Annotated in this window: 15 protein-coding genes and 1 tRNA gene; 12 read left to right on the top strand and 4 right to left on the bottom strand. The window is 60.6% G+C overall.

Annotation, left to right across the window (positions count from 1 at the left end):
- The first annotated feature begins 60 nt into the window (after positions 1-60).
- The 9 genes from GTP45_RS06205 to GTP45_RS06165 all read left to right on the top strand — a co-directional run bounded on the left by GTP45_RS06205 (position 61) and on the right by GTP45_RS06165 (position 12744).
- Complete coding sequence (locus tag GTP45_RS06205; protein ID WP_161013009.1) at positions 61-2154, top strand: TonB-dependent siderophore receptor; 2094 nt, start codon at positions 61-63, stop codon at positions 2152-2154.
- Positions 2154-3425, top strand: a complete 1272-nt coding sequence (locus GTP45_RS06200) for a histidine-type phosphatase (protein ID WP_161013008.1) — start codon at positions 2154-2156, stop codon at positions 3423-3425. The genes GTP45_RS06205 and GTP45_RS06200 overlap by 1 nt, the downstream gene beginning before the upstream one ends.
- A 138-nt stretch (positions 3426-3563) precedes the next feature.
- The gene (fdnG, locus tag GTP45_RS06195) at positions 3564-6635 is read left to right on the top strand and encodes a formate dehydrogenase-N subunit alpha (protein ID WP_161013007.1); all 3072 of its coding nucleotides are present in this window, start codon (positions 3564-3566) and stop codon (positions 6633-6635) included.
- Between the two features lie 18 nt (positions 6636-6653).
- Positions 6654-7568 carry a formate dehydrogenase subunit beta gene (gene fdxH, locus GTP45_RS06190; protein WP_161013006.1) on the top strand — a complete coding sequence of 305 codons (915 nt, stop codon included), beginning with the start codon at positions 6654-6656 and terminating at the stop codon, positions 7566-7568.
- A complete protein-coding gene (locus GTP45_RS06185; RefSeq protein WP_161013005.1) occupies positions 7565-8218 on the top strand; it encodes a formate dehydrogenase subunit gamma in 654 nt (217 codons plus the stop codon). Before fdxH ends, GTP45_RS06185 begins: the two co-directional genes overlap by 4 nt.
- Before the next feature lie 75 nt (positions 8219-8293).
- On the top strand, positions 8294-9286 hold the full coding sequence (fdhE, locus tag GTP45_RS06180; RefSeq protein ID WP_161013004.1) for a formate dehydrogenase accessory protein FdhE: 993 nt from the start codon (positions 8294-8296) through the stop codon (positions 9284-9286).
- Entirely contained in the window at positions 9283-10728 is a 1446-nt protein-coding gene (gene selA / locus GTP45_RS06175) for an L-seryl-tRNA(Sec) selenium transferase (protein ID WP_161013003.1), read from the top strand. Before fdhE ends, selA begins: the two co-directional genes overlap by 4 nt.
- Positions 10725-12638 (top strand): selenocysteine-specific translation elongation factor, encoded by a 1914-nt coding sequence (selB, locus tag GTP45_RS06170; protein ID WP_161013002.1) that lies wholly within the window; start codon positions 10725-10727, stop codon positions 12636-12638. The genes selA and selB overlap by 4 nt, the downstream gene beginning before the upstream one ends.
- Positions 12639-12648: 10 nt before the next feature.
- Positions 12649-12744, top strand: a tRNA-Sec gene (locus tag GTP45_RS06165).
- On the opposite strand, the gene GTP45_RS06160 is transcribed toward GTP45_RS06165, so the two are convergent.
- Complete coding sequence (locus GTP45_RS06160) at positions 12729-13442, bottom strand: alpha/beta hydrolase (RefSeq protein WP_161013001.1); 714 nt, start codon at positions 13440-13442, stop codon at positions 12729-12731. The two genes, GTP45_RS06165 and GTP45_RS06160, sit on opposite strands and share 16 nt — an antisense overlap.
- Before the next feature lie 174 nt (positions 13443-13616).
- On the opposite strand from GTP45_RS06160, the gene GTP45_RS29145 reads away from it, so the two are divergent.
- On the top strand, positions 13617-15281 hold the full coding sequence (locus GTP45_RS29145; protein WP_161013000.1) for a methyl-accepting chemotaxis protein: 1665 nt from the start codon (positions 13617-13619) through the stop codon (positions 15279-15281).
- Here the strand turns inward: GTP45_RS29145 and bla are convergent, their stop codons facing one another.
- A complete protein-coding gene (bla, locus tag GTP45_RS06150; protein WP_161012999.1) occupies positions 15282-16118 on the bottom strand; it encodes a subclass B3 metallo-beta-lactamase in 837 nt (278 codons plus the stop codon).
- 107 nt (positions 16119-16225) lie between these two features.
- On the opposite strand from bla, the gene GTP45_RS06145 reads away from it, so the two are divergent.
- Positions 16226-17581, top strand: coding sequence for a c-type cytochrome (locus GTP45_RS06145; protein ID WP_371874423.1), 1356 nt, complete (start codon positions 16226-16228; stop codon positions 17579-17581).
- Here the strand turns inward: GTP45_RS06145 and GTP45_RS06140 are convergent, their stop codons facing one another.
- A complete protein-coding gene (locus GTP45_RS06140; RefSeq protein WP_161012997.1) occupies positions 17582-17968 on the bottom strand; it encodes a DUF29 family protein in 387 nt (128 codons plus the stop codon). It abuts the gene before it with no gap.
- On the bottom strand, positions 17965-18486 hold the full coding sequence (locus GTP45_RS06135; protein WP_161012996.1) for a DUF29 domain-containing protein: 522 nt from the start codon (positions 18484-18486) through the stop codon (positions 17965-17967). The genes GTP45_RS06140 and GTP45_RS06135 overlap by 4 nt, the downstream gene beginning before the upstream one ends.
- Positions 18487-19315: 829 nt before the next feature.
- Here GTP45_RS06135 and GTP45_RS06130 point away from each other — a divergent pair.
- Positions 19316-20179 carry a hypothetical protein gene (locus GTP45_RS06130; RefSeq protein WP_161012995.1) on the top strand — a complete coding sequence of 288 codons (864 nt, stop codon included), beginning with the start codon at positions 19316-19318 and terminating at the stop codon, positions 20177-20179.
- Positions 20180-20243: the final 64 nt, after the last annotated feature.

The following is a 20243-nucleotide window of genomic DNA, read 5'->3' as shown; positions in this document are numbered from 1 at the left end:
CACATGGCTGTCATATGCGGCCAATACGATGGCGAGCTTTATTAGCTCACCATCGTCCCCATGCCTTCCAAGTCCCCTTTCGCTCCATCCCGTCTGCAATTGGCGCTTGCCGCCGCCGGCCTGTGCGCCCTTCACTTCTCCGCCATGGCGGAAGATGCGGGCGGCGCGCTGTCGACTGTCGAAGTGAAGGCCACCGTCGAGAAGAAAAAACTCGGCGATAGCGTCAGCAGCGGCGCACTGGGACGCAAATCGGAACTCGGCACGCCCTTCTCCACCAAGGCTGTCTCCAGCGACGAAATCGAAGACCGCCTGGCGACCAGCATTTCGGAAGTGCTGAAGTACGATGCTTCGGTAACGGCAATCTCGCCACCGATTTCCACTCACCCGGCCACCATTCAAATGCGCGGCCTGCGCCTCGATGACCTGAACGGCTACAAGATCAACGGCCTTGCCAACATCAATCGCGGCACCGAGATGCCGCTGGAGATGTTTGAAAGCGTAGAGGCCTTGAAGGGTCTCACCGGCTATATGTACGGCTTCGGTTCGCCGGGCGGCATCGTCAACTACGTGAGCAAGCGCCCGACTACCAGCAAGAGCTTCAGCGCGGCCATGGGCTACCAGGAAGGCGGCGCGATCAAGGAACATATCGATATGGGCGGCCGCCTCGGCGAAGAAGGCGGCTTTGGCTATCGTTTGAATCTGCTGCATGAAGACGGCGATTTGAAACAGGAAAGCGGCTCGATCAATCGCAACGCCGCAGGTTTGAATCTGGAATGGCGCGTCAACACCGATCTGGCCCTGACGTACGATGCGATCTATCAGCGTCGCGCCAGCGTGGGCGGTACGGACATTATCATCGCCCCAGCTTACAAAGTGCCTAAGCCGATTGACGGCGAAAGCAAGTTGAATAGCGTCGGCGCAGGCAGCGACGTGGAATACACGCTGGCGACTACCGGTGTTGAGTATCGCTTGGCGCCGGAGTGGGTGGTGAATGCTTCCTACCGCACATCGGATTCGACTCGCGTGTACAAGAAGGATCAGTACTACATCACCAGCAACGCCGGCGATTACAAGGATCGCGTAACTTCGGAGCTGCACGGCTATCACTTCGATCAGGTGCAAGCGACGATCAACGGTAGCTTCAGCGGCAACGAGGTGGTGCTTGGCGTGATGTCGCAGAACCTCGCATCCACTTCTTCGGTGGTGACGCCTAAGACATATCTCGGCACCGGCAATCTGTACGCACCGACCATCATCAACGTATGGGGCATCAATTACAGCGGCGGCACGTACCGCGACGAGACTGCCCGTCAAGAAGCGGTATTTGCCAGCGATACGCTGAAGTTGAGCGATAACTGGTCGGTGCTGGCCGGTTTGCGCTACACGCAGTTTGTCGATAACGCTTATTCGACCAAGGGTGCGCTGAATGCGCGCTACACGGCAGACAAGACCACGCCGACCGTGGCGCTGATGTACAAGCCGGCGGCCGATACCACGCTGTACGCCAGCTATGTGGAAGCACTGGAGCAGGCGGCGAATGCTCCTACCTCCACCGTCAATGCAAATCAGACTTTTGCGCCGATTAAGAGCAAGCAGTCGGAAGTCGGCGTCAAGACGGAGCGTAGCTGGTGGAATGCCACCGCGTCGTTGTTCCGCATCGAGCGCGGCGCGCAATACACCAATGCGGCCAATGTGTATGTACTGGATGGCGAGACCAAGTATCAAGGCCTGGAGTTCAACACGGTGGTGCAGGCGGCGAAGAATGTGTCGATCGAAGGCGGTATCATGCTGCTGGATGCGACGCTGGAAGATGCCGCGCCGGGTTACAGCGGCAAGCGTGCGGTCGGGGCGCCGCGCCGCCAGGCTTCGGTGCAGGCGACCTGGCGCGAGGTTTTGCCGGGTCTCGCCCTGCACGTCGGCAGCCAGTACCTCGGTGAGTTGCCAATGGATGCTGCCAACGTGAACACGCTCCCAGCCTATACCTTGTTTGATGCGGGCTTCAATTATCGTCACCGCTATTTCGGCAAAATGATTAGCGTGCGGGCGAATATTTCGAATATCGCCAATCGCAAGTACTGGACTTACTACCAGGAGAACTACTTGAATATTGGCGCGCCGCGTACGGCTAGCGTCAATGTGCGCGTGGACTTCTGATGATTGAGCTTGCGCTGTCGCTGCTGCTGGCGACCAAGACGCCGTATGCGCCGCAGCAGGATAGCGCCACCTATGAGGCGGCGCCGGACGGCTTCAAACCTGTCTACACGGAGATGCTGGCGCGGCACGGGTCGCGCGGGCTGACCAGCCCCAAGACGGCGCATGCTTTGCTGGATGTATGGCGGCAGGCGGCCGCGCAGAACGCCCTCACGCCGCTCGGCCGCGCGCTGGGGCCGGACATCGAGTTGATGATGCAGGCGAATGCGAAGATCGGCTACGGCAACGAGACGGCGCAGGGCTTGGAAGAACACACGCAGCTTGCCAAACGCCTGTACGCGCGGATGCCGCAGCCGTTCGACGGCGCGGCAGGCGGCCAGCGCCGAATCCTGGTCGTCTCGTCCGGCAAGGATCGCGCCGTCGACAGTGGCGGCTTCTTCGTCCGCTCGCTGGTGCAGCAGCAGCCCGCACTCGCCGCGCAAGTGGACACCAGTATAGACCGCTCCACGCTCTACTTCCACAAGCTGAACGCCAGGGACGACGCACAGGTAACTGAGTCCAGTCTCGCCTACCAGCGCTGGGCCAGGAGCGACGAACTGAAAGCGCGCGAAGCCGCCATCCACGCGCAACCGCGCTTGCGCGCCGCCGTCCAAGCCACGCTGGCCCGCCTGTTCACGCCAGCCTTCATCGCCGCGCAAGACGCCACCGAGACCGCACTCGCGCTGTACCAGCTATACGCCGCAGCAGCCGACATGCGGGCCGAGCTCCAAACCAACTTCACACGGTACATGCCGCCCGAGCACGCGCGCGTCTACGCCGAAGCCGAAGACGCCGCCGCCTTCTACGAAAAAGGCCCGGGCATCACAGAAAACGGCGATGTCACATGGCGCATGGCCTCTTCCCTGCTGGACGATTTTTTCAACGAGGCCGACGCCATCACCGCCGGCAACCACGCGCACGCCGCCAAACTCCGCTTCGCCCACGCCGAAATCGTGATCCCGATGGCAAGCGCGCTAGGCATACCGGGCATGTCCGAACAACTGCCGCGCGCCGCGATTTACAGTTACGACAACAGCCCATGGCGCGGCGCCGCCGTCGCGCCGATGGCGGCCAACATCCAATGGGACATCTACCAGGACACCACCGGCCGCACGCTGATCCGCATGCTGTACAACGAGCGCGAAACCAGCTTTAAGTCCAGCTGCGACTACGCAAAAATCTCCTCCGCCAGCCACTTCTACGACTACAGGCAGTTGAAACGTTGTTATAAATAAAACCAACATTATCAAATAACCTATACCGAAAGGCGTTTCTGGCTATCTAGCAACAATTAATACAAATCTGCACTCACAGTCCGCTTGTGCCCGGTGCTAAACTCGGAAGGTCACTAGACCAAAAGAGAGGACGACACCATGAACCAGATGTCGAGACGCCAGTTCCTTCGGGTGACTGGCGCGACCATCGCGGGTTCGAGCATCGCGCTCCTTGGCTTTGCACCGGCGACGGCTTTGGCCGAAGTCCGGCAGTACAAGCTGGCGCGCAGCACCGAGACCCGCAACACCTGCCCATACTGCTCCGTCGGATGCGGCATCCTGATGTACGGATTGGGCGATGGCGCGAAAAACGCCGCGGCCAGCATCATCCACATCGAGGGCGACGCCGACCACCCTGTCAACCGCGGCACCTTGTGCCCGAAAGGCGCCAGCCTGATTGACTTCATCCACTCGCCGAACCGCCTGCTCGCACCGCAGTACCGCGCGCCGGGTGCGACCGAATGGTCGCCGATGTCGTGGGATGAAGCGCTCAACCGCATCGCCAAACTGATGAAGGCGGATCGTGACGCCAACTTCGTCGAAAAAACCGAGGACGGCAAAACCGTCAACCGATGGACTACCACTGGCATGCTGTGCGCATCGGCCAGTACCAATGAAGTCGGCTACTTAACCCATAAAACGATGCGTGCCACTGGCATGCTCCCATTCGACAATCAAGCACGTGTTTGACACGGTCCAACGGTGGCAGGTCTTGCCTCGACATTTGGACGTGGTGCGATGACGAATCACTGGGTAGACATCAAGAATGCAGATGTCATCCTGGTCATGGGCGGCAACGCAGCAGAAGCACACCCTTGCGGGTTTAAATGGGTCACGGAAGCGAAGGCGCATCGCGGCGCCAAGTTGATCGTGGTCGATCCGCGCTATACCCGAACCGCTTCGGTGGCGGACTATTACGTCCCTACCCGTACCGGTGCGGACATCGTTTTCCTGGGCGGTATCATCAACTACCTGCTCACCAACGACAAAATCCAGCACGACTACGTCCGCAACTACACGGACATGCCGTTCATCGTGCGCGAGGATTTCGCCTTTAACGACGGCCTGTATTCGGGCTGGGACGACGAGAAGAACAAGTACACGGACAAGAGCAGCTGGAACTACGAGATGGGCGAAGACGGCTTTGCCAAGGTCGACCCGACGCTCGAACACCCGCGCTGCGTGTACCAGCTGATGAAGAAGCACTACTCGCGCTACACGCCTGAGATGGTGGAGAAAGCCTGCGGCGTGCCGCCGGAAAAATTCCATCACGTGGCGGAGCTGCTGGCATCGACCGCGGTGCCGGGACGTGCTGCGACCATCCTGTATGCACTGGGCTGGACGCAGCACTCGACCGGCGCGGAAACCCTGCGTACCGGCGCCATGGTGCAGCTGCTGCTCGGGAACATGGGTATCGCCGGCGGCGGCATGAACGCGCTGCGCGGCCACTCCAATATCCAGGGTCTGACCGACCTTGGCCTGCTGACCAATATGCTGCCGGGTTATCTGACCCTGCCGGGCGAAGCGGAACAGGATTGGGATGCCTACGTGGCCAAGCGCGCGCTGAAGCCTTTGCGTCCTAACCAGTTGAGCTACTACAGCAACTCGAAGAAATTCCTGGTCTCCTTCATGAAGGCCTGGTGGGGCGACGCTGCGACCGAGGAAAACAACTACGCCTTCAACTACCTGCCCAAGCTCGATAAGCCGTATGACATGATGCAGGCGTTCGAGCTGATGATCCAGGGGAAAATGACCGGCTACATCTGCCAGGGCTTCAACATCCTGGCATCGGCGCCGGACAAGCAGAAGACCACCGAGGCGCTGTCCAAGCTGAAATGGCTGGCCATCATGGATCCGCTGCAGACCGAGACCGCCGAGTTCTGGAAACCGCACGGCGACTTCCACAAAGTCGATCCGACGAAAATCCAGACCGAGGTATTCAGCCTGCCGACCACCTGCTTCGCGGAAGAACGCGGCTCGCTGGTGAGCTCCTCGCGCGTGCTGCAATGGCACTGGCAAGGCGCCGAAGGCCCAGGCCAGACCAAGAGCGATCTGGAAATCATGTCGGGCATCTTCCTGCGCATGAAGAAGGCGTACCAGACCGACGGCGGCAAATTCCCTGATCCGATTCTGAACCTGACCTGGAACTACGCCAACCCAGCCTCCCCTACTCCAGAGGAACTGGCGATGGAGTACAACGGCAAGGCGCTGAAAGAGATCACCGATCCGAAAGATCCGACCAAGGTTATCCTGAAGAAGAACGAGCAGTTGGCGGGCTTCGCGCAGTTGAAGGACGACGGCAGCACGGCTTGCGGTTGCTGGATCTTTGCCGGTTGCTGGACGGCTGCCGGCAACCAGATGGGCCGCCGCGACAACAGCGATCCGACCGGTATCGGCAATACGCTGAACTGGGCGTGGGCATGGCCGGCTAACCGCCGCGTGCTGTATAACCGTGCCTCCTGCGACCCGAAAGGCAAGCCATGGGACTCGACCCGCAAGCTGATTGCGTGGAACGGCACCAACTGGGGCGGCGCGGACATACCGGACTACAAGGCGGATGAACCGCCGGAAAACGGCATGGGGCCATTCATCATGCTGGCCGAAGGCGTAGCGCGCTTCTTCTCGCGCGACTCGATGGCGGAGGGGCCGTTCCCCGAGCACTACGAGCCGTTCGAATCGCCGATCGGGCATAACCCGCTGCACCCGAACAATCCGAAAGCCTTCAACAACCCGGCCGGCCGCATGTTCCCGAACGACCGCAAGAAGTTGGGCAAGAAGGAGCAGTTCCCGCATGCGGCGACCAGCTATCGCCTCACGGAGCACTTCCACTTCTGGACGAAGCACGCGCGTTTGAATTCCATTATCCAGCCGGAGCAGTTCGTCGAAATCGGCGAAGCGCTGGCCAAGGAAGTCGGCGTAGTGCATGGCGACCGCGTGAAAGTGACCTCGGGACGCGGCTACATCATCGCGAAAGCGGTGGTGACCAAGCGTATCAAGCAGTTGACCATCGATGGCAAACCGATGCACCACGTCGGCCTGCCGATCAACTTTGGCTTCAAGGGGCTCACTAAACCGGGCTACTTGGTTAACACGCTGACGCCTGTTGTGGGCGACGGCAATTCACAGACACCGGAATCGAAGTCGTTCCTGGTGAAAGTGGAAAAAGCTTAACGGCCAGAGGAGATAAACATGGCATTACAATCACTTGATATCAAGCGCATGTCGGCAACGACGGTGCAGACTCCGATGGCTCGCACACCGGTGACCGGCACTGTCGCAAAGCTGATCGACGTTTCCAAGTGCATCGGCTGCAAGGCTTGCCAAACGGCCTGCATGGAATGGAACGATCTGCGCGACGAGGTGGGTGAAACCACCGGCGTGTACGACAACCCAATCGACCTGACGCCGCAGTCATGGACGGTGATGCGCTTCTCGGAATACGAGAATCCAAAGGGCGATCTGGAATGGCTGATCCGCAAGGACGGCTGTATGCACTGCGAAGACCCGGGCTGTCTGAAAGCCTGTCCTTCGCCGGGCGCGATCGTCCAGTACACCAACGGCATCGTCGACTTCCACCAAGAGAACTGCATCGGCTGCGGTTACTGCGTGGCCGGCTGCCCGTTCGATGTACCGCGCATCTCCAAGCAGGACAGCCGCGCTTACAAGTGCACCTTGTGCTCGGATCGCGTGGCTGTCGGCCAGGAGCCGGCCTGCGTCAAGACCTGCCCTACCGGCGCCATCATGTTCGGCACCAAGGAGGACATGAAGGATCACGCGGAAGAGCGCATCGAGGATCTGAAGTCGCGCGGCTTTGCGCAGGCGGGCTTGTACGATCCGGCCGGCGTCGGCGGCACGCACGTGATGTACGTGCTGCACCACGCAGACCAGCCAACGCTGTATCACGGCCTGAAAAAGGATCCGAGCATCAGCGCCACGGTGGGATTGTGGAAGGGCTTGACCAAGCCGCTGGCATTGGCGGGCATCGCCATGACGGCGCTGGCGGGCTGGTTCCACTACTCGCGCGTGGGCCCGAACGAGGTGTCCAAGGAAGAGGAAGCCGAAGCAGTAGCGGAAGCTAAACGCATCAGGGAGGAAGCAAAATGAGCTCACCCAACCGCGATAAAGATGGCAACCCGCTGATCCAGCGCTACACGCCCAACGAGCGTAGCAACCACTGGATCACTGCCATCTGTTTCATCCTGCTGGCGGTCTCCGGGCTGGCCATGTTCCACCCAGCGATGGCGTGGATGGCCGTGTTCCTCGGCGGCGGTCAATGGACGCGCATCCTGCATCCGTTTATCGGGCTGGTGATGTTCGTGTCGTTTGCGGTGCTGGTGCTGCGTTTCTGGCATCACAACCGCATGGACGCCGCGGACAAGCAGTGGCTGAACCAGATCGGCGATGTGCTCAACAACCGCGAGGACAAGCTCCCAAAGATCGGCATGTACAACGCCGGCCAGAAGATCTTGTTCTTCGTGCTGATCGCCAGCATGTGCGGTCTGCTGTTGTCGGGCATCGTGATTTGGCGCGCTTACTTTGCGTTCTACTTCCCGATCGAGATCGTGCGGCTGGCGGCATTGCTGCATGCCTTTAGCGCATTTGTGCTGATTTGTTCCATCATCGTACACATTTACGCGGCCTTCTGGGTCAAGGGTTCGATTGGGGCGATGGTGCGCGGCACCGTCACCTACGGGTGGGCGCGCAAGCACCATCCGCGTTGGTTTGAGGAAGTGGTTCGCAAGAGCCGCGACTAAGTGTGCGGGGGGCTGCCGATTTGGGATTAAAATACTCCTGGAGCCGGCAGCCATCCGCCATACGGGAGATATTTTTTGGTACAACGCTTGTTAGAACCCGGTGAGATCGAGGCCCTCGATCACACCGCCATTCCGCGCCTGCTGCTGCCTGAGGCACGCAGCTTGTTCACTGCGCGCGCGGCGCGTCTACGCCAGTTGGCGAATAATCAAATTAAAGGGATACCGGTCGGCGAAACGCTGGCCGGCTATCTGAACATGATGGCGGCCTTGGTCGATGCACAGGCGGCGGTGATCCGCACCCTGCCGGCCGAGACGTTTGCGCTGCCGGATGCTGCGGGCATCCAGATGGCGATCGATCATCACATGCCGCCGCTGCCGGTGAGCGGCCAACGTCCGGCGACCTGGCGTCGCGTGTTCGACGCTATCCTGGATCAATTGGATGGACTGGCGGCTAGCCAGCCGCAGTTGGCTGCGGTGCTGGCCGAATTGCGTTCGCTGGAAGCGGCCCAGTTGGAAGGCTGCGCCGATGCGGTGCTGGCCGAGCTGACCGAGGGCGTGCATCCGCTGCATGCGCCGTTCGTGGCTGCGGCTTTGCAAGTGATGTGGACGGCGCGCGCCAGCCAGCTCGATGCGCCGCGCGTGCAACCACTGGTGACCAATACTTTGTGCCCGGTGTGCGGTGCGCATCCGGTGGCCAGCGTGATTCGCATCGGCGGGCAATCGCAGGGTTATCGCTACTTGCAGTGCAGCTGCTGCGCCAGCGAGTGGCACATGGTGCGCGTGAAATGCTCGTGCTGCGAGAGCACGTCCAAGGTGGCTTACCAGAGTATAGAGCCGGAAGAAGGTGCGCCGGATCCGGCCAACAAGGCCAATGATCCGAGCAAGGTGGCGCGCGCGGAGACTTGCGATGACTGCAAAACCTATCGCAAGATCTTCAACCAGGAGCACGACCTGCACGTCGAACCGCTGGCCGACGACTTGGGCAGCCTCGCGCTCGACCTGCTGGTAGGAGAAGCCGGCTACGCCCGCGCCAGCGGCAATCCCCTGCTGTGGTTCAACGCGGAATGAGTACGCCGTCCGCAGCAGCAAGCGCGATCCGCCTGCCCGCCGTCCACCTGATCTTGTCGGACGCGGGCTGCGAGGCGCTGATCGCGGAATATGGCCGCATGCAGACGCTGGAGGCGGCGCGTGCGCTGCTGGCCGAGCTGCGCGCCATGCTGCTGGCCGCCCGCGACGGCGGCGCTGCGGCGACGGCGGCAGGCGCGCCGGACACCAGCATCCCGTCCCTGCTCAACATGCTGTCCGCCCGCCTGCGCGAACAAAACACCTCGCCGCTGCGCCCCGTCTTCAACCTCACCGGCACCGTCCTGCACACCAACCTTGGCCGCGCACTGCTGCCCGACAGCGCAGTGCAAGCCGTGGTCGATTCGATGCGCTGGCCGATGAACCTCGAATGGGACATCGACACCGGCAAGCGCGGCGACCGCGATAACCTGATCGAAGACCTGCTGCTGGAACTGACCGGCGCCGAAGCCGCCACCATCGTCAACAACAACGCCGCCGCCGTGCTGCTGATGCTGAACACCGTGGCACTCGGCAAAGAAGTCATCGTCTCGCGCGGCGAGCTGGTAGAAATCGGCGGCGCCTTCCGCATCCCGGACGTGATGACGCGCGCCGGCGCCGTGCTGCGCGAAGTCGGCGCCACCAACCGCACGCACCTGAAAGACTACGACGAAGCAGCCGGCCCGCAAACCGCGCTGATGATGAAAGTCCACACCAGCAACTACGCCATCACCGGCTTCACCAAGAGCATAGAGCTGGACGAACTGGCGCCGCTGGCCAGGAAGCACAACATCCCGCTGGCCGTGGATCTGGGCAGCGGCACGCTGGTCGATCTTGAACAATACGGCCTGCCGCACGAAACCACCGTGCGCGAGACCATCGCCGGCGGCGCAGACCTGGTCACCTTCAGCGGCGACAAGCTGCTGGGCGGCCCGCAATGCGGCATCATCGTCGGCCGCAAAGACTTGATCGCGCAGATCAAAAAGAATCCGCTGAAGCGCGCCCTGCGCGTCGGCAAACTGACCCTGGCCGCGCTGGAACCGGTGCTTGCGCTGTACCGCGCGCCCGACCTGCTGCCCGAGCGCCTGACCACGCTCAAGCTGCTGACCCGCCCTGCCGCCGCCATGCGTGAACAGGCGCAAGCCATCCTGCCTTCGTTGCAGGCTGCGCTGGGCGCAGGCTACGTGGTCACTGACGAAGCGATGATGAGCCAAATCGGCAGCGGCGCACTGCCGGTCGATCAGCTACACAGCCACGGGCTGGTGGTACGCGCTGCCGCAACGGGCCGCATCAGCAACGCGCTCGGCGTGCTGGAACAGCGCCTGCGCGCCCTGCCGCTGCCGGTCATCGGCCGCGTGGCGCAAGACGCGCTGTGGCTGGATCTGCGCTGCCTGCAGGATCACCAGCAGCAGCGCTTCGTTGAACAACTATCCCTGCTCACAGCATGATCGTCGGCACCGCAGGACACATCGACCACGGCAAGACCACGCTCACGCGCGCGCTGACCGGCGTCGATACCGATCGCCTCAAGGAAGAGAAAGCGCGCGGCATTTCGATCGAACTCGGATACGCCTACACGCCGCTGCGCATCGATACGCCGGACGGCGACATCCTCGGCGTGATCGACGTGCCGGGCCACGAGAAATTCATCCGCACCATGGCCGCAGGCGTCACCGGCATCGACGCCGCACTGTTGGTAATCGCCGCCGACGATGGCATCATGCCGCAAACACTGGAGCATCTTGCCATCCTCCGTCTGTTGGGCGTAAAGCGCGGCGCGGTGGCGCTGACCAAGATTGATCGCGTGGACATGGCTCGGCTGGAGCAATTGGAGCAAGAGATCCACGCCCTGCTCGCGCCGACCGATTTCGCCGGCGCGCAAATTTTCCGCACCAATGCCACGGCGGCCAATGACGTAGGCGTGCAAGTGCTGCGCCTTCACCTTGCAGAGATAGCGGCCACGCTGCCCGCCAGCGATGAGCGGCGCTTGTTCCGGCTTGGCGTGGATCGCGTATTCACGCTGCCCGGGCAAGGCACCATCGTCACCGGCACCGCGCTGGCGGGCAGCGTGCGCGTGGGCGACACTTTGCAGCTTGCGCCGAGCGGGCAGCAAGTGCGCGTGCGCAGCATCCACGCGCAAAACCGTTCGGCGGAAGTGGGACGCGCAGGCCAGCGCCTGGCGCTGAATCTGAGCGGCGCAGGCAAGGACGATATTGCGCGCGGCACTTGGGTGGTGGCGCCGGCATTGGCCGAGTGCTCCGAACGCATCGACGTGGAATTGACGCTAACGCCCGATTGCGGCATCACGCTCAAGCCATGGTCGCCGGTACACGTACACCTTGGCGCAGCGCATCACACGGCCAACGTCGTGATGCTTGATGATGAAGTACTGGCTCCCGGCCGCACTGGACGCGTTCAATTGGTGCTGGATGCGCCGGTGCACGCTGTGCCGGGCGACCGCTTCGTGATCCGCAACGCGCAGGCCACGGCGACCATCGGCGGCGGCATGGTACTCGATCCATTCGGGCCGGCGCGCAAGCGGCGCAGTGCAACGCGCTTGGCGTGGCTGCAAGCGCTGCAAGACTACATCAGCAACGGCGACATTGCTGCGCTGCTGGCACGCGGGCCTTTGGGCTTGCGCGCATCGACGCTGGTGCGCTTGTCGCAACTGCCTGCGACAGAGATCGCCGCGCCGGAGGGCACGGTGCACGTCGGCCTGCAAGGCGGCGACACGCTGCTGATTGCAGCCGCCGAAGTGGAGGCGCTGCAAGCGCGCGTGCTGGCCGCGCTGGCCGAATTCCACGCGCGCGCGCCGGACGATGCGGGGCCGGAGCTATGGCGTTTGAAGCGCATCGTCTCGCCCGACATGGAAGACCGCTTGTGGAGCCGCTTGGTTGAAACGCTGCTGGCGTCCGGCGCCATCGGCCAGCGTGGCCGCAGCCTGCACCTGCCTGACCACAGCGTGGAGTTGAGCGCAGAAGAACAAGCGCAGGCCGCGCCGCTGCTAGCTTCCTTGCTGGCCGGCGGCTTCGATCCTCCATGGGTGCGCGACTTGATGCGCGAGCACAGCATGCCGGAAGCCGAAGTGCGCCGCCTGCTGCTTAAACTCGCCAAGACCGGCGAGCTGAATCAGGTGGTGAAAGACCTGTTCTACCATCCGCAGAAACTGGACGAACTGGCGCGCATCGTCGCCACGCTGCCCGAGGTGCAAGCGGCGTCGTTCCGCGACGCCACCGGCTTGGGGCGCAAGCGGGCCATACAGGTGTTGGAGTTCTTCGACCGCGTCGGCTATACTCGCCGGGTCGGCAACGTGCACCTGTTGCGACCGAACGCCGCGTGGTCATCCAGCGGCGCATAAATCAAGTTAAGGAAGGCATACTCATCCGGTGATGGGGCCGGGCTTCAAACCCGGTGGGGGGCGTCAGCCGCTCCCTCGTAAGTTCGACTCCTACTGCCTTCCGCCATCTATCGTTGCCACTACCATCTCGAGCGCTGCGTCGAAGTCAGCTGGCGTTTCTTCCAGCAGGGACCATAAGCGGTTGTGCTCGGCTCCTCGCACGACGTGGAGTTGGCGCGATTGGGCGCGGGTGGCGGCGGCGACCAGGCGCTCGGAGATCTCTAACGGAATCACGGCGTCGTGCTCGGCGTGGATCACTAGCAAACAGCCTTCAAAGCGCGAGAGGATGTCCCACGCATCGCTATCGGCCCAGCTGCGCTCGCGGCGGATGACGGCGGAGAACTCGGGGCCGAACGGCACTTCGTACGCGGAAGGTGTGTACACGCCCGGTACGATCAACACCAGCGCATCAACGCGATGCTGTTCGGTCAAGCGGATGGCGTTGTACGCGCCCATGCTCGAACCGAACACCACCAGCGGCTCCGGCATCGAACGCGCCGCCAACACCGCCTGCGCCTGCCGCGTGCGGCTAGCCACCGATGAATCGGCCAGCGCACCGCCCGTCTCGCCATGGCCCACCGCATCAAAACACACGCTGCCCAGCCCGCGCTGCTGCAAGGCCCCGCGCAGCAGATGGTGGCCGCGCCGCGTACTGGCACCGGCGCCGTGCAAATACAGGATGCGATTGCTGTCGCGCCCCACGTAGTGATCGGCCTTCAGCAACTTGCCGTCGAACGGCACCTCAAAATCAACAATGGTAGACATGCCCAGCAGCCTACCCCAGGCGTGCCAGCTTTGTAAATCTAAGTAATTCCCACAGTGTTGCCACACGGCATTTTCATTCAATGATAAAATAACTTTTAGAAACATAAGTTTCTTTTTAATAATAAAACCTCCGAGACAACCACCTTAAACAACTGCTGAATACACGGAGGCCCTGTGAAATTATCTGAAATGAAGGTCAGCCATCGGCTGGCCATCGGCTTTGGCGCGACCCTACTACTGTTACTGGCCGTGGCTAGCGCCAGCTGGCTGAGCATCCGCCAAACCGCCGCCGACACCGACGCGGTGCTGGCGCACCATCTTAAAACCGAACGCTTGGTCAGCGCGTGGAAAGCCATCGTTGAGACCAACGTCCAACGCGCGCTGGCCGCCGCCAAGACCAGCGATCCCGCCACGCAAAAATTCTTCGAGGATGGCATCGCCACTAACTCCAGGACTGCCGAGGGCTATCAACGCGAGATCGCTGACCTGCTGGACGATCCCAAGGCCAAGGCCATGTTCGAGACTGCGCTGGCGCAGCGCAATGTCTACCAGCAGCACCGCAAGCGCGCCTTCGCCGCCAAGGCTGCCGGCGATATCGAGCAAGCGCACAAGATTGTCGAGCAGGACTTCCTGCCGGCCGGCGTGCTCTACGTTAGCCACATGGCCGCGCTGGTCGCGCGCCAGCAAGCTGTGATCGATGAGATCGGCGCCACCATCCACGACCGCAGCAGCCGCTCGGCATGGATGATCGTCATCCTCAGCACCGCCTCGATTGCCTTGGCGCTGGTGCTGGGCTGGCTGATCAGCCGCTCGCTGCTGAAACAACTGGGCGGCGAACCGGGCTACGCGGCCGGCATCACCGACCGCATCGCCGGCGGCGACTTGACCGTGCCGGTGCAACTGGCGCGCGGCGACCGCAGCAGCCTGCTGTACAGCATCGCCACCATGCGCGACCGCCTGGCCGCCATCGTTAGCGAAGTGCGCAGCAGCACCGAAGCCGTCGCTTCTGCTTCCGAGCAGATCGCCAGCGGCAACCTCGACCTGTCCACGCGCACCGAGCAGCAAGCCGGTTCGCTGGAAGAGACCGCGTCGTCGATGGAAGAATTGACTGCCACCGTGAAGCAGAACACCGCATCGGCGCGCCAGGCCAACCAACTGGCGGCAGGCGCTGCTGGCGTGGCCACACGCGGCGGCGAAGTGGTCGGCGGCGTGGTCACCACCATGGAAGCAATTAGCGCATCGTCGCGCCAAATTGTGGACATCATCGGCGTGATCGATGGCATCGCCTTCCAGACCAATATTCTGGCGTTGAACGCAGCGGTGGAAGCGGCACGCGCCGGCGAACAAGGCCGTGGCTTTGCCGTGGTGGCGCAGGAAGTGCGCACGCTGGCCCAGCGTTCGGCCAGCGCTGCCAAGGACATCAAGCAGTTGATCAATGAGTCGGTCGAAAAGATCGCCAACGGCGGCATGCTGGTGGATGAAGCCGGCAAGACCATGGACGAGGTAGTGCGCAGCATCCGCAACGTCAGCGAAATCATGGAGCAGATCACCACCGCCAGCAGCGAGCAGGAAGCCGGTATCGAACAAATCAACCGCGCCATCATCGAGATGGACGGCGTGACGCAGCAGAACGCGGCGCTGGTGGAGGAAGCCTCGGCCGCCGCCGAAGCGATGCAGGGCCAAGCCGCGCATCTAGCCGAGCTGGTCAGCGTGTTCCAGGTCGATGCGGCACTACGTCCCAGCAGCGCCTCGGTAACCAAGCTGGGCCCGGCACGCGCGCGTCCGGCGCAGGCCGCCCTGCCCACTGCCCCGCGCCTGCGTACCGGCTCGGATCGCTAATTACTGCGCGGCGGCGCGCTCGCTCGCCAGCCGCGCCTTGAGCTTGTCGCGCGAGGCGGCGACGTAGCGCTTGCAGGCGCCGCCATCACCGAGCATGCCGGCTTGCGCCTTCAAGGCAGCCGCATCGGGATGGGCCGCAACCAGCACATCGCACGGCAGCTGGCCCAACACCGTGTAGCTGTAGCCGAAGTCCTGCACGATGCCGGGATACGCACTGTTGGCGCTGAAGCGGAAACCGTCGCTGGAAATCGGATTGATACTGTCGGCAAACACCATCGCCCCGCAGCGTGCCTGCTGGCAGGACGTCCATGACCAGCTGACGCCGCTGCGCGTGTGGCCCGGCGTGTAGTGCGCCGTCACCGCCAGCGGCCCCACCCTTACCACCTCCCCATCCATCACCGGCTGCGCCGCGCCCACCTGCGGGAATGGCTGCAAGTCGGCAAACTGCGGATCGTCCTTCCCTGCCATCCCATCGCGCAAGGCTTGCACCGATGCCGGACTGGTCATCACAATCGCGCCGCTCAAACGCTGCAATTCAGCGATGCCGCCGGCATGGTCGCCGTGCACATGGGAATTCAAAATCAGCTTCACGTCTCCCACCTTGAAGCCCAGGGCGCGGATGCCGCTCGCAATGTGCGCGGCCGATTCGGGGAAGCCGCCGTCGATCAGGATATGCCCCTCGGACGAGGTAATCAGCACCGAGCCTATGCCTTGCATGCCGACGTAGTAGCTATTGCCGTACAGCGGGAACGGTGCGACCGGAGTTTCCATGGCGGCGTGGGCGGAGGTGACGGCACTGAAAGCAAGGATGGTGGCGATACGGCGGAATAGCGTCATGAAGCAAGATGGTAAGTTAATTGATGAGGCAGATTGTACAATGGCGTGATCACACATCAGGGGACACATCAATGTACAAGATCGCTTTGCAAGCCGCCGCCATCGGCATGGCGCTCACATCCTTCGCCGTCCACGCGGCCCCGGCCCAAACCGCCGAACAACTATACCAAGCCAATTGCGCAGCCTGCCACGGCGTGAAACTGGAAGGCGCGGTCGGCCCGACCTTGGGCGAGCACGCGTGGATCCACGGCGCGCCGACCAAGGCCAATCTCATCAAGATCATCAGCAAGGGCGTGCCGGAGAAGAATATGCCGGCATGGTCGCCGGCCCTGAGCGCGCAGCAGATTTCCATGCTGGCCGATTACATCGCGGCCAATGCCAACAAGAAGCTGGCGGCTGCGCCTGCTGCCGCCAAGCCGGTTGCCACCGATTTGCTGGGCGGCTTCAAGCTGCCGAAAGGCTTCCGCATCAGCGTCTACGCTGAGGGGGCAACGACCGCGCGCAGCATGGTGGTGTCCGACAGCGGCATCGTCTACGTCGGTTCGCGCAAGGCCGGTAAAATTTACGCGCTGGTGCCGCGCGCCGACAAGCAATCGGCCGACGTCGTTACCGTGGCCGAAGGTCTCGATAGCCCAATCGGCGTCACCCTGCTGAACGGCTCGCTGTACGTGGGCGAAATCAGCCGCGTGATCCGCTTCGACAATATCGACAAGCGCTACGCGCAAAAGCCATCGTACGAAGTGGTTAAAGTCACCCTGCCTAGCGACAAATGGCACGGCGAGAAAGTGATCAAGGCCAGCCCGGACGGCAAGCTCTACATCCCAGTCGGTGCGCCATGCAATATCTGCGATACCGACGATACCAAGAGCGCCAAGATCTATCGCATGAACGCGGACGGCAGCCAACTGGAAGAAGTGGCGCGCGGCGTGCGCAACACCGTCGGTTTCGCCTTCCACCCGACCACCAAGCAGCTGTGGTTCACCGACAATGGCCGCGACGAACTGGGCGACAACTCGCCATCGTGCGAACTGAACGTGCTGACCAAGTTTGGCCAGCACTTTGGCTTCCCGTACTGCCACGGCGGCGTGGTGCCTGATCCAGAGTTCGGCAAAAGCCGTAGCTGTGATGAGTTTGTCGAGCCAGTCGCCAAGCTGGGCCCGCACGTTGCACCACTGGGCTTGAGCTTCTACACCGGCAAGCAGTTCCCGGAGGCGTATCGCAACAACATCTTCGTGGCCGAGCATGGCTCGTGGAACCGTTCGACCAAGATCGGCTACACCGTGCGTTTCGTTTCCCTGTACGGCAACAAGCTGGTGAGCGACACCGCCTTTGTCGATGGCTTCTTGCGCGGTGACGAAGTGGTTGGCCGTCCGGTTGATGTGACCCAGCTGGCCGACGGCTCACTGCTCATCTCCGACGACTACGCCGGCCGCATCTTCCGCGTGACTTACGACGGCAAGTAATCACTGCGGGAAAAAATCCTGATCCAGCGCTTGCTCTAACGACCAAGGGCTGGCATCAGGCAAATCAAAGCAGTTCGCTTCACCGATGACTTTGAGCAGTGCGCTCAGCCAAGCGTCTTGAATACACTCTTCATCGCCCAACATCGCACGTAACTCCGGTGCTGCGGACAACATGCGGGCAATCCGCATGCGCTGCAAGACGATCAAGCGCCGCCACAGCAAACATTGATTCCCCTCCTGCCGCTGCCATCGAGCCAAGTGCGCCAGCAGTTCGCCGCAACGCTGCACCAACAGCTGTCGGAGCGGCAGACCAGCGCTAGCAATCTCGTCAGGCCAAAACGCCAACTCCTTCGTCCATTGCAGCGGGTCGTAGAATTGCGTACTCATCGTGCCTCCGGCCAAAACTCAGGGGACAACAACTCCCCTATCGACCAAGGCAGTTGCTCCGGCAGATCAGGCTGCCCTGTCTCGTTGTAGATAGCCGTTCGTGCATCCCCATATGCCTCCACCGCCCACTCGTCATCATTTAACAGCGTGCTCAATCCAGCATGTCGCCTCAGTTGCTTGTCGATGATAGTGCGCTGTAGCTGGATTCCCTCGCGCCAATTACGCGATCGACGCCCCGGCTGATGCGACCACTTCAGCAAATCTGAAATCAACACGCAAAGTCGGTTTTGTACTTCTCGCCTCTCGCTCTCACCAACATCCTCAATCTCCTCAACGATATTGTCGATATCGAGCCGCGACCATTGGCCTGTGCGTAGCAAGTGAGCCTGCTGCTCCGCCCACGTAACAACGTCGTCTTCATAAACATTGCTCATGGCGACCTCCTCTGCTTTTAGACCAGCAGCACAGCTGAAAAGTTCAATATTGAGCCGCAGCGAAATCTCATAACTTTCAATCACACATCGCCATTGGTGCCAGTGAGATTTAGCGTATTTCTTAATATAGGCAAGATGTTATGCTTTATGGACAATCTCCGTTTTCAGCCAAAAAAGAGCCAGATGCTCATTATTGTTCACGTAAACCGCGATAGTGTTCATGCTGGCGATGACTTGGAGTCTTGTGCTGAAAAAGTCGAAGTTGGCTCGTAATCCGATATCCGCAGCATGTTGAGAGATTTAAAGTCTCGTTATTTGTCAGGTATTCCTAGCGGTGTTGCTGCGTGGATTGGCCGATTCAGTCAGTTTGAGTATTGGTGCCGTGAAGACCCAGCGCTTGCTTTCAAGAGAATCGCTGCTGAGAAAAAACCGGCATCGAAATGGTGGCCGCCGAAGGGTCATGAGCAGATTAATCAGCAAAGTGTTTACTCCGAAAGGACATATTCCAGCATAGCACCAACGAAAGCCTATAAAATAAATTACCCTAGGGTGTTTTTAAATGAATATTATTGCAAGCTTGGAGGAATTGATGTTGGAGTCGTTCGAAAGAAAGGTATTAGTAACGCTACTATTAGTCTTTGCGGTATCCCATGCATATGGAAATGAAGATGGCAATTCAACACAGCCTCGGCTTGACACGACTTCGAAATCTAGCTGTAGCCAAACACCGCAGACAAGTTCGACGGTCAACAATACAAGCAATGTAGACCAATCCGTCAGGACGGGGAATAGATCATACTCCTCCAATAACAGAATATCTAGCAACTCACCTCCCCCGTCGGTGATGGTTTCAAATTCGTGCGAGCCATCCCTTAGCCCCAATTCTGACTCCACAGCATCGGCTGCTGTGACAGTGGCATTGCTCAACCTATTGCGTAAAGTTGATGATGAACAATCTAAGGAATCTAACAATGCATTAAGTATACTTGGGAAACTCGGTCCTGTATTTCAGACACTGATTTGGGCGTTGCTTATCGCGTATATATTAAGGCGTTTCGCCCAACCGATTTCTACGTTCTTAGTTAAATTTGGTGAGCGACTGGGAAAGCTGCACATCAAGACGCCTATCGGCGAGGTATTTGCCGATGTTGGGCCGCAATCGAAAGATGAGCAGGTTTCCAAAGCTGCCGAGAAGGTAAGCGCCCAATCATTGAGTACTGACGTACCTGTCAATGACTCCCCTAGCAGCAATACACCTAATGATGCCCCGGTCAATGATGTACGTGCAAGTGATACAAGTGCTTCACCACCGCCTGACATTCCTGCGTTCTCGGAGTTAACCCGGTCGACGGCGCACCGAATTAGGCTGGCTTACGAGGCAGAAGATTTTGTTATTAGGACTCTGCAGCTGGAATTTGGAACGACTATTGTGCAAAACGTGAAGACCCGGACTGGAATTAACATGGACGGCTTCTTTACGATTCAAGATACGCCATGCGTGATCGAAGTAAAACTCTTATCTCCAAAAACTGTTGGTGGTTTTATTCGGGACTCATTGACACGTCTCGTTTCGGGCTTGGAGCGGGATCCTCGTTTTGAACAAGCTAGAATAATCATGGCATTGGTGTATATCGAGGAACTTCCCCACGAAAAGCAACGTAAGATAGAATCTATGCTTTTCCAGATCGACTCGAGAGTTCAAGTCCGCTGGTTTTCTCTTAATGAACTAAGGGATCGTTTCATTGATGTGCCGAGAGGCGACCATAGTACTGAATGAACTCAACAAGCTATCTCGCGGTACTAATCTCTGATAAGGATCAGTCAGTAAATCCCTCTTTTGA

This window comes from Duganella rivi (genome assembly GCF_009857435.1).
Lineage (GTDB): Bacteria > Pseudomonadota > Gammaproteobacteria > Burkholderiales > Burkholderiaceae_D > Rugamonas > Rugamonas rivi.
This window is presented reverse-complemented; position numbering and strand designations above follow the sequence as displayed.